This window comes from uncultured Gemmiger sp. (assembly GCF_934561205.1).
Classification (GTDB): domain Bacteria; phylum Bacillota; class Clostridia; order Oscillospirales; family Ruminococcaceae; genus Gemmiger.
Genome location: NZ_CAKTFU010000011.1, coordinates 1 through 11,308, shown reverse-complemented (window position 1 = coordinate 11,308; position 11,308 = coordinate 1). Strand labels below are relative to the sequence as shown.

Genomic DNA, 11,308 nt, shown 5'->3' with positions numbered 1-11,308 from the left:
ACTTTTCCGCGCCAAGCGTGTAGAATAATAGTAATTCTAAATTGTATAAAGGGGTGACTGTTTTATGAAGCACATTCAGACTCTCGAAACCCGTGATATGGCTAAGAGCCTGCTCAACGGCGGCTGCGGCGAATGCCAGACCTCCTGCCAGAGCGCTTGCAAGACCAGCTGCGGCATTGCCAACCAGCCTTGCGAAAAGACCGATAAGTAATTTATACGCGGTTATTGCCGGGTTGCCAGTAGGTACCCCGGCATTTTTTATGACCGCTGCCAAATAGGAGCAGCTATGATTCACCAATACAAACTGGGCGGCTACAACATTGTGCTGGACGTGTACAGCGGCAGCGTGCACGCCGTGGACGATGTGGCGTATGACGCCATCGGGCTGATCGACGCCGGCAAGACCCGCGCCGAGGCCGCCGAAATCCTGACCAAAAAATACGCAGGGCGCGCCGACGTGACCCCCGCCGACATCAACGACTGCCTTGACGACATCGACGAGCTGACCGCCGCAGGCCAGCTGTTTGCGCCGGACGCCTACGCCGACCACGCGTTTGACTTCAAAAACCGTTCCAATGTGGTCAAGGCGCTTTGCCTGCACGTTGCGCACACCTGCAACCTGAATTGCAGCTACTGCTTTGCCGCGCAGGGCAAGTTCCACGGCGAGGCGGGGCTGATGAGCTTTGAAACCGGCAAGCGCGCTTTGGACTTTTTGATCGAAAATTCAGGCACGCGCCGCAACCTGGAAGTGGACTTTTTCGGCGGCGAACCGCTGATGAACTTCGAGGTTTGCAAGCAGCTTGTCGCTTATGCACGCAGCATCGAGAAAAAGTACAACAAGAATTTCCGCTTTACCATGACCACCAACGGCATCGGCATTACCGACGAGGTCATTGACTGGTGCAACAAGGAATGTCATAATGTTGTGCTTTCGCTGGACGGACGCAAGGAAGTCAACGACCGTTTCCGCGTCGATCTGGCGGGCAACGGCAGCTATGACCGCATCGTGCCCAAATTCCAAAAGCTGGTGGCGGCACGCGGCGGCACGGGCTACTATATGCGCGGCACTTTTACGCATCACAACGTTGATTTTACCAAAGATTTGTTCCACATGGCGGACGACCTCGGCTTTACCGAGCTGTCGATGGAGCCGGTTGTTGCATCGCCCGACTCCCCCGAAGCGCTGACCGAGGACGACCTGCCCAAGCTGTTTGACCAGTATGAGCTGCTGGCCAACGATATGCTGCGCCGCCAAAAGGCGGGCAAGCCCATCACCTTCTACCATTATATTTTGGACTTAAAGCACGGCCCCTGCATTTACAAGCGCATTTCGGGCTGCGGTTCCGGCACCGAGTACATGGCCGTGACCCCCTGGGGCGATTTGTACCCCTGCCACCAGTTTGTGGGCGACCCCGCGTACAAGCTGGGCAACGTCTGGGACGGCGTGACCAACACCGCCCTGCGCGACGAGTTTAAGCTGTGCAACGTCTACGCCCGCCCCGACTGCAAGGATTGCTGGGCGCGGCTGTACTGCGCGGGCGGCTGCGCTGCCAACGCGCTGCACGCCACGGGGGACATCCACGGCACCTACGAGTACGGCTGCAAGGTGTTCCGCAAGCGCATGGAGTGCGCCCTGATGATGCAGGTTGCCCAGCGCCTGGACCCCGAACTTGCCCAAAACGCCGTGCGTTTTGAGAGCGACTGCGACGGCTGCGGCGAGGACGGCAACGTCGGCGTCTGCGAGAACTGACGCGATTTTTTGAAAAACCCCCTTGTTAAACGGCATAAAATCTGTTATACTATTAGGTACGTTATGCGGGCCGATAGCTTAACGGTTAAAGCCGGCGGCTCATAACCGCTTGAGTGGGGGTTCGAATCCCTCTCGGCCCATAAAACAAAAGGTCCATACCGTGTCCCGGTATGGACCTTTTGTTTTATGTCGGACGATAAAGCCTTCTCCCTTGGGGAGAAGGTGGCGCGCTTGCGCGCCGGATGAGGGGAAAATGTCCGGTAGGCACCCCCTCATCAGTCACCTGCGGTGACAGCTTCCCCCAAAGGGGGAAGCCATAGGGGAAAGCCCGCGGGAGAATCCCGTGACCCGTAATTTGAGTTTCATTGAAATAGCCCAAAATTTGGAGGTGCGCGGGTCGGGTGAGGACTACGACAACAACGCCTTAAACTTAAAAAAGAACGCAAAAAAGGCCCGACAGCCGTTGTGGCTGTCGGGCCAAAAACAATCTGTAATTGTCTTTATAACCGATTACTTATCGTTTCTTTTCTTGCAGACAAATACAACTGCAAGTCCGAGCAGGGATACCACCAGCAGCACGATGTACAGCGTGGGGTTGGAGGTATCGCCTGTTTGCGGTGCTGCCGTTATGGTGGACGGTTTTGAAGTGCTTGCAGGGGTCGGGGTCGGGGTAGGTGTGGGAGCAGCAACTTCGTTCTTCTTGGTTTCGCTGTCGTTCGAACTATTGCTGCTGCCCGGATTGCTGCCCGGATTGCTGCCCGAATTGCTGCCCGAATTGCTGCCGCTGCCCGGCACAGGGGTGTCCTTATAGGCAATCGCGTAGTAAGAGAAGCGGTCGGTCTTAAAGGTCAGCGTCTTGCTGGCTGCGTCAAACGCGGCATCCAGCACAGTAATTGTACCTTCATGGTTGCGCACAATGTAGTAGGTGCGGATGACCGCGCTGTTCGTATTGATGAGCGCGTCCGGCACCACAACGGAAATCGTCAATGCGTTCTTGGTCGTGCGCAGGGGAACACCGGTCTGTTGGCTGCCGTTCACGGTCATGTACTTGAACAGACTGATGTCGAGATAGTGCCCGATGGTGTAGTCCTTGGCGGCCTGTGCCATCGCCGCTTTGACTTCATCGTGGACATTGGCCTCTTTCACGGTCAGCACAATGTCCACGCTTGCGCCATTGGCAATCTGTGCCAGTTCATCGGCGGTAATGTCGCCGCTGTCCACCAACATGGCAAGCAATTCTGCCTTGTCGGTCAGCAGGGCAGCGGGCGGTACAGCGCCCTCAGATTGGACATCTACGTTTACCTTGCCGCTGCCGCCGGGGGCATCCTCGGCCTTGGCGGGGATAATCGCGTAGGTCTGTTCAACAGCGCCGGTATAGTTGCCCTGGGCGGTGACAGTCAGTGTGTATTTGCCTGGGGCGGTGGCGGTGTTGTCCGTCACGATGTAGGAATCGGCGGGGAGTTCTTTGCCGTCCAGCAGGACTTTTTCCACCGTTTGGGTCTGTTCCGCGCCGTTGGCGATAAGGCCCTTGCCCAGCACAACCTTTGCGCCCTTGATGGACTTCGGCTCGATGGCAAATTTGGCAGTGTTGGTGTAGGGGTCCAGCGTGTAATTGTGGTTGGTAGTGGTCGCCGTGACGGTGTAAGTACCTGCCTTGGCGGGCGGCGTGGTGTCGTTGTACTCGGTGCCATCGTTGGCTGTGCCGGTGTAGGTCAGCGTGATGGTCGGGGTATCCTCGCCCACAACATCGTTTGCCTTGACGGTGGCAGGGGTAATGGTCTCGCCGTAAGTGCCACCGTTGGGCGTGATGCTCACAGGAATCGCCTTGCGGTTGACCGTAACGGTTGCAGTGCCGGTGGCCGTCGTGTATTTTCCACCGTAGGACTTATCGGGGGTGAATGTCCACTTGGCATTATGGCTACCCGCATTGAGATTCTCGTCAGGTGTGTCCCATGTAAACGTGCCGTCGACTGCAACACCCGTGGCGGGGTCTTTCATCGTGCCCGTGATGGCGCTGTCGCTCAGCGCCTGACCATAGGTAATCTCGCTTGCGCTGATTGTGCCGTCCTCCGGCACGGGGGTGATCTGGTTCACCGCGCTGACATTGACAGTCAGAGTGATGTCCTCATAGTTGCTCGTGGAGATTGTAACCGTAATCGTGCCGAATTGTCCTTCGCCCGTGCCGCTTCTGTTTGCTTCCAGTGTCAGCTCACCGGTCTTGCCGTCTACAAGGGTAATAAAGGAGCCAACGCCCAGATTGGTATCAACCTTCTTGTTATAGGTGATCGTGCCGTAGTCACAGGGAGCAGTCAGCTTCGGCAGCAGCGCTGAGAGGTCAATGGAATAGGTCTTGTGCAGACCATTGTAGATGGTCAGCTCTACGGGCTGCACTGTGGGCGCAGCGGCCTTGATGATGCTGCCAGTCGTGCGGATGCTGCTCTGCTCCAGGAAGTAATTCTTCGCGGCCTGATCCATCAAGGTCACTGTGGCAGTGATGTCCTTGCCGTTGCCCACACCGGCATCTTTAAAGCTGGCGGTCACGGTGTAGTCTGTGTCTCGGTTCAAGATCACGTTGTCGAAGGTCACGCTGGTAATGTCCGCGTTTGTCGTGCCATCATAAGTCTTGGACGTAGCCGTTACCCCGGTGATCGGCAGCGGTTTCTTCCCAATGCTGACCGGCACGCTGGCGGGTTCGGTATCGTTGTGGTTTTCGTCACCCACGACCTTATAGTAGACGGTGTAGGTCCCGGCATCCTTTCCGTTGGGGATACTGTCAACGAACTCGCCGCTCTCGCCCAGACGGTACTTCATCGTGCCATCCTGCGTGCTGCCCGCAATAATCAGCGCCTGCTCCTGTCCGGTATAGGTCAGATTATCTTGCGCCGTGGGAGCGGTGAAGGCGGGGGTAGCCTTGTTCACCTTGATGGTCACAGTTCCGGTCGCGGTTGCATATTCCGGTGCATTAGGCGTGAACGTCCATTCGGCCTGATAGTCGCCGACTTTGTCGGGCTTGGTACTAGGATTCGTCCACTCGAAGGTGCCTTCGACCGTCTTGCCGTCGCCTTTCATGGTGCCAGCAATGGTGCTGACGCGCAGGATCTGGCCAAAGGTGATTGGCTCTGCGGTGATTTCGCCGTCCGGCACGGGAACGATCTTGTTCTTCGCGATGACTTCAACGGTCAGGAGCATGTCCTGATAGTTGTCCGTGGTGATCTTGACGCCTACGGTTCCGACGGAACCTTCGGTCTGAGATTCGACAGCCGGGACAGCCAACTGGAACTCATCGTTTGATGTGATCATTGCCATCGAATTTGCATAGCCGCCCTCTCCAATCAGATCGAAGTTGCAGACCTCATATTTGATGGAGCCGTACTTACATTTATCGCCCAGCGTCGGCAGCGCGGGAAGATTGACCAAGTAAGTCTTTGCCAGCCCGTTGATAACGGTCAGCTCTATGGGCTGCATCGTGGGCGCGGCGGCTTTGGTGATGGTGAACCGGTTCGCATCATCGGTCGAGATATCGCAAACGATCGTTTTGGAATCTTCCGTCGTGCTTTCAAACACATAGTTGTCGCTCGTAAGCGTCACAGTGAAGGAAAGCGATTTTCCGTTGCCGACCTCGGGCGAATCCGCATAGCTCTCATCTGTCTGCTTCATGGTGAAGCGGGCGTTCGTGATGCTGTAAGCACCCTTGGGGAGGCTGAGATTAGAAGCGTTTCTGCTGTTGAACGTCACCGCATCCTCAGAAAGCGGAGCCACTGCCGTCCCATCGTAGGTCTTAGTGACCGATGGGGTGCTGACAAAGCGCAGGAGTTCCATGGGTTTGATGGTCACGGTGAACGTACCGGTAGCTGGTTCGTGGTTCGCGGCTTCCGCCTTGTAGTAAACGGTGTATGTGCCCGCGTCGGTGAACGCCGGTCCGCGCGAAGTATAGTTGCCGTCTACCTTGTCGCTGTAGGTGAACGTCACGGGAGTGCTGTCTACGCTTTCTCCAGTCGCGATGATCGATGCGATCTGTTCCTCGCCGGTGTAATACATGCTGGATGCTTCCACGGAAACGGTCAGCTTCGCCGGTTTGACCTTGACGGTCACAGTTCCGGTCACAGCCGCGTATTTCTCGTAGTCCGCAGCCGGAGTGAACGTCCATTCGGCTTCATAGCTGTCATTTGCAGCTGGCTTGATTGTGCCGTCTGTCCACGCGAACGTGCCCTTGACCTCTTCCAGCGTGTTGGGGTCTTTCATCGTGCCGTTGACCGTGAGTTTACTGTCCGCCAGCTTCTGACCATAGGTGATGTCCGTTGCGCTGACAGAATTGCCCTTAGCCGGAACGGGAACGACTTTGTCCTGCACACTGACATGGATGGTCAGCGTGATCGTCTGATAGTTCGTGGTTTCGACCTCGACGGTTACCGTGCCAATTTCTTCACCTTGCGTGGAGCTTGCGGCCTTGTTGATGGACAGGCTCAGCTTGCCGTTTCCGATGGTTGCGCCGCCGGAATAGTACGCGGAGTCCATGAAGACGCTCGGCCGACCATATTGGATATCGCCGTAATTGCCGCCCTTAGGAAGGATCTTATCCAGAGCTTGATTCAAATCGATCTCGTAGGTATTTGCCAGATCGTTGAAAACGGTCTGATTAAGCTGGGTGTCACTCGCGATGGCGGCCTTATCGATCTTGAAGGTCTTGTCCGTTTCCGAACCCTTCAGCGTAAAGGCTTTTTCCTTCGTGCCGTCTTCAAAGGTATAGTTCGTATCTGTCAGCTTGACGGTGAAGGAGATGTTCTTTTCTGTTTCGCTTGCGTTGGCGGAATCATACTTGGCGTCGGTCAGCTCGAAACCGTTGCCCTCCGACAGGGGAAGCGGCAGTCCGGCCTGATAGCCTGCGGAGCCTGCTGCGCTTACAAGCGAAATTTTGCCGTCGGGCAGATCGGTCGTGCCGTCGTAAGCCTTGATCACGTCTCCGACCTCGACCTTCGCCTTGTGCGGAACGATTCTCCATTCGGCGGTTTTCGAGCCGGTGTAGTCGCTGCCTTTGGCTGCATTGATGGTCAGCGTCTGGGTGCTTACGCCAGCAGAGGAAGCAGTGCCGCTGGCGGTGTAATCAACGCCCAATTTCAGCGTCTTGCCGTTGTGCGTTACGGTGAAGCCCGGTGCGGTAGTGGTGGAGCGATAAGGCTCATAGGTGCTTTCGTTGCTGTTGTTGCGGAAGGTGATCACGGCATTTCTTAAGTCCGGCTTGGTGACTTTCAGCGTTTTGTGGCTGCTCGTCACCGAATAGCCGTCCTTGCTGGCGGTGAAATAAATATCGTAGGTTCCGATTGTGTTTGCGTCGAGGTCTACGACATAGTACCAGCTGGTGCCAATCTTTTTATATTCAGCTTTCTTCAGGCTGTATGTGGGCCCGTTGTTTCCAACGGTTTCCCCGATGTAGATGGATACATTCGCGTCCTTCGCATTGCAGCTGGCGCAGAGCTGGACGGTCGTGCCGCGCTCCACCTTCGGCGAGCTGCCGGTCAGGTTCTTGCCATTGACCTTTAGATACATGGTCTTGTTGGGGATGGGCAGGCTGTTGATGATAACGTTGCTCAACTGCGAGTCTTTGACATCATCCGGGGCATACCACTGGTAAGTGCCGTCTCCGTTGAGCACCTTGTATCCAAGTGCTGTGCCATTCAGAATATTATTCCACGTCGCGTACTCTGCCAACATCAATGTGCCAATTACCGCAGGATATTTCGACCCGGCGAGTTTTGCACCCTTGTGGGCAACGACCTTATCAATACTGGCCGTGGTGGAGTTTTGTGTGTTGCTCAAAGTGGTGGTGATATAGTTGCCCTTGGCGGCATTGACCGTCACCGTGCCCTTGATGGAATGGCCGTTCAGGTCAAGTGCCGTGTTCTGTGTGCCGTTGATGGTATAATCGCCGGTCACGTCGGTCAGCAGCTTGAATTCTGAGCCGCCGTCTCTGTCTGCATCAATGGCCGTTTGCAAATCAGCAAATCTCCGCCACAGCATGCCGCCCTCGCCATTGCTCAAGCCTGTTTCAGCCACCGCAGGCGCGCCGCAGTGGGGGCAGGCAGTGGCGCTTATGTCAAAGCCGTTCTTGCCGCCGTGGTCGCATGCGGAAACCGTGACATTGAAGAGCTTGCTTTCTGTGGCTTTTGCAAAGCTGCCGTCCGCGTTCTTGAATGCGCAGCCATTCGGGAGCAGCCCGGCCAGCGAGAGCGTACCGTTGCCGATCGGGATGATTTCGTCGTAGCTGCCGCCGTACAGCTTGGTATTTGTGATTTCGGCAGACGGACAGTTGACGAAGGCGAAGGCCAAGCTGCCAATGTGGCCGGCATCCTTACCGACAATCAACGTGCCCTCGTTCGTATTGCCGATTTTGGTTACTGTCACAGAGCTGATGGACCCGCCTGTCCAGTCGGTCAAATCCAATACGCCTTTTTCTCTGGTGTCCAAAGTGACGGAATCTAACGTAATATTACCGGTTCCGACGATTTTCAGTGTGCCGTAATGGGAACCAGGCCCATTGCGGTCAGCACCGATCGCAATCGGATTGCCGCTTGTAACAGTGTGACCGGCCAAATCCAGCGTGACGACCATTTGATCGGCGCCGGTTGCGGTTTCGTCATAGATATTGACATAAGCCGAAATTTCCGTGTCTGCCAGCAGTGTAATGGTCGTGCCGTTGGCGGCCTTGTTCAACGCATCGGCGAGGTCGGCCGTGTAGGTGGTCGTTTCGCCGACCGTTACCTTGGCAACCATTTTTGCGTTGCAGTCCGTGCAAACGCCGTCATTGCCTATATTTTTGTGCGGGCAATGGTAGCCGCAGATGGGGCAGATGCCGTTTACCAGCACCGACGTTTCTTCGGACTGATTTTTGTGTGCGTGCCATCTGCCGCAGTTGCAGAAGGCCATGCCATTCGTTTCATTATGGGTATAGCTGCATGTATGCGACTTGATCGTGTATGTTCCGGTTCTGAGTCTAGAACCACCGGCGTCCGCAAGACGGTCATCCGCCGTATAGAAGGCATGATCCTTGGCTAGCAGCTCAAGTGCCTTGTTGTAGTTGTCGCTGGCCGTGATGGCAATGGCATAACCGGTTTCAGAAGCGTCAACGTAGAACGTGCCCTGCGTCAGAGGATTGGTCAGTTTAGCGGTTCCGGTAATCGTCAGACCGCCGTTCAAGGATACGTTGCCCTGCAAATCCAGCTCGCCGTTCGTGGCATAGATCGCGGGCTTGCGGCCGTTGCTGCTGTTGTAGCCGCCCTGCGCGGAGAGGTCGCCCGTAATCACCAGCTTGCCGCCGGTGAGCGAGATGGCCGGGAAGGGATTTGCGTTGGAAGCGGTGTTCTGGTTGATCTGGCCCGCGCCCTCGATGATCAGCTCGCCGCCGATGACGGTCAGGGGCACGCCGGCTGTTGTTTCCAGCTTGTGGCCGTTCATGTTCAGCGTGAGCGCCCCAGCCGCCGACCCGTTGAACGTGACATTCTCGGTCAAATCCTGCCCCAGCGTTACCGATGTGATAGAAGCGTTATTCGCCGCTGCATTCAGAGCGGCCTGTAACGTGTTGTAGCAACTGTTGTTATTGTCAACGACGATTGATGCCACGCCGCAGTCGCACTTGCCGTTTTCAAAGCTGTGGGTGTGGGGCTTGACCGTTACATTGGTCAGCTCTTTTTCAGTGCTGTTCTGCGCGTTGTCACCTTGGTAGAAGGCATAGTTATCTGCCAGCAGGGGCATGAGTGAGATTGAACCGCTTGCGTTGGTGTTCGTAATTGTACCAAACGTGCCGCCGCTGATAGCGATGGTACCACCGTTATTGCAGAACCTCACATCGCCGAACGTGCCGCCTGTGATGTTCAGCGTGCCGTCGTTAAGCCAGGCACCCGCATGCGCTGAGCCGCTGTTGACGGTGACGGTGGCACCATCGCCTACTGTGAGGCCAAGCACCGTGCCGCCGCTGATGGTTACAGTGCCGCTGTTCCCGTCGCAGGTAAGGCAGCCTCCAATCTGGCCGCCCTGAATCGCCAGTGAACCTTTTACAAATTCGAGGTCTTTGATTTTGCCGCAGCTGCCCCCTTGAGCGCTATCTGCGACGGTCAGGTTGCCGTCGTAGGAATCAAGGATTCCGCCCTCCTCGTCAGGAACCACATCGCCCACAGTGAGATAATCCACCGTCATGCCGTTCAGGTCGAGCGTCAAGGTTTTCGTGACGACAGCCAAAGTGGCATACTCGCCCGCTTCGACGTCGCTCCATTTTGTCGTATGGTTCGCCAGCAGCTTGACGGTGTCGCCATCCTGTGCCGCATTCAGTGCCGCAGGGAGGGTTTTGTATGTACCGCTAACCGTGCCGTCTGATTTTGTTACCGAAGCGGCCTCAACGACAGCCTCGTTGACTGTGAGTTCCGCAGTTGTTGACCGTCCCTCTTCGTAGTTATTGGTCTTGTCGGTCTTGGCATAGACGTAATATGTGCCGGGTTCGCTGATTGCGGTGTTCTCGTCAATCTTGGGCATGGCATCGCTGCCCTCTACGTCAGAAGAGCCCGCCCAGCTTTTTAACGCGGAAGCCAGATAATAATATGTCACCGCAGCACCATCCGGCGCACCCTCGACAGACAGCAGCGGCAGGAGCTTTTCGCCCGCCGTGCAAGCCGTCTTGGAAAGAGATACGGTCAATTCGGGATGGGCCTTGTTGATGTAGCCATCGATCGTAAATTTTTCTTTGCCCTCTTTGAGCTTGTACTTTGCCGCGGCATCACCGATCAGCTTGATTTCCACAGTGACGGTATGCCATCCCGCGTCTGCGGAATCAAACGTCTTTGTTGCGGTAAAGCCCGTTTTTTCTTCGAGTTCAAACGTCTTTGTGCCGTCTGTAAACGTCAAGTTGATTGGAATCTTGCTGCCGTCCGTCGTGCCGTCATAGCCGCGCTGAATGGAAGAGGGTTTCATTGTGCACCAAATCTCCGTCCGCGTGTCTCCTTCGGAAACATAGATCCCGCCGCCCCCTTCTGTCGGGCTTCCGGGGGCTACATAGATCCCGCCGCCTTCGCCGTCCTGCTCCGCATCGTTAAGGGCGAGGGGTTCGTTTTGCCCCATCATGGTCGGTTCGCCCGGCTCGGCGGCAGCGGCCATGACAAGCCGGTTCTGAACCTTGGCCGCATCGTCGTCAGACGGGCTGCCGTCTGCTTTCAATTCGTCTTTCCCCGTTGCAGCAGCGGGTTCTTTGCCGGGTTCTTCGTCTGCGGAATTTTTTTCGGCAGCCGCAGGCGTATTCTCTGTCGGGTTTTCGTCGGGGCTTGCGGGCGAGGCATTCTCATCCGCGCCGTTTTTCGCAGGGGCGGTCGGTTCCTCTTTTTGCGGCGCAGGTGTCGGGGTTTCCGTCTCCTGCGTTGCAGCGACCGTCTGTTCCGGCTGCGATTCCTCTTTTTGCGGCGCAGGTGTCGGGGTTTCCGTCTCCTGCGTTGCAGCGACCGTTTGTTCCGGCTGCGATTCCTCTTTTTGCGGCGCAGGTGTCGGGGTTTCCGTCTCCTGCGTTGCAGCGACCGTCTGTTC

4 protein-coding genes and 1 tRNA gene are annotated in these 11,308 nt (G+C 56.3%); 4 read left to right on the top strand and 1 reads right to left on the bottom strand.

Translation table 11 applies throughout. The annotated features are described in order from the left end of the window. Positions 1-64 precede the first annotated feature (64 nt). From scfA to Q0I19_RS07735, 3 genes are all read left to right on the top strand, one after another. Positions 65-211, top strand: coding sequence for a six-cysteine ranthipeptide SCIFF (gene scfA / locus Q0I19_RS07745; protein WP_078784854.1), 147 nt, complete (start codon positions 65-67; stop codon positions 209-211). A gap of 75 nt (positions 212-286) precedes the next feature. Continuing rightward, positions 287-1,750, top strand: a complete 1,464-nt coding sequence (scfB, locus tag Q0I19_RS07740) for a thioether cross-link-forming SCIFF peptide maturase (RefSeq protein ID WP_294760882.1) — start codon at positions 287-289, stop codon at positions 1,748-1,750. Positions 1,751-1,817: 67 nt separating this feature from the next. Further along, positions 1,818-1,890, top strand: a tRNA-Ile gene (locus Q0I19_RS07735). Positions 1,891-2,260: 370 nt separating this feature from the next. On the opposite strand, the gene Q0I19_RS07730 is transcribed toward Q0I19_RS07735, so the two are convergent. Continuing rightward, positions 2,261-10,432, bottom strand: coding sequence for a YDG domain-containing protein (locus Q0I19_RS07730; protein WP_296023534.1), 8,172 nt, complete (start codon positions 10,430-10,432; stop codon positions 2,261-2,263). A 6-nt stretch (positions 10,433-10,438) separates the two neighbouring features. On the opposite strand from Q0I19_RS07730, the gene Q0I19_RS07725 reads away from it, so the two are divergent. Continuing rightward, the coding region (locus Q0I19_RS07725; protein ID WP_296023531.1) for a hypothetical protein at positions 10,439-11,308 on the top strand (870 nt) is incomplete at its 3' end.

What these genes read in the sequence shown, in the direction of transcription:
- scfA (WP_078784854.1), top strand. Translation starts at nt 65, where the DNA reads ATGAAGCACATTCAGACTCTCGAAACCCGTGATATGGCTAAGAGCCTG.
- scfB (WP_294760882.1), top strand. Translation starts at nt 287, where the DNA reads ATGATTCACCAATACAAACTGGGCGGCTACAACATTGTGCTGGACGTG.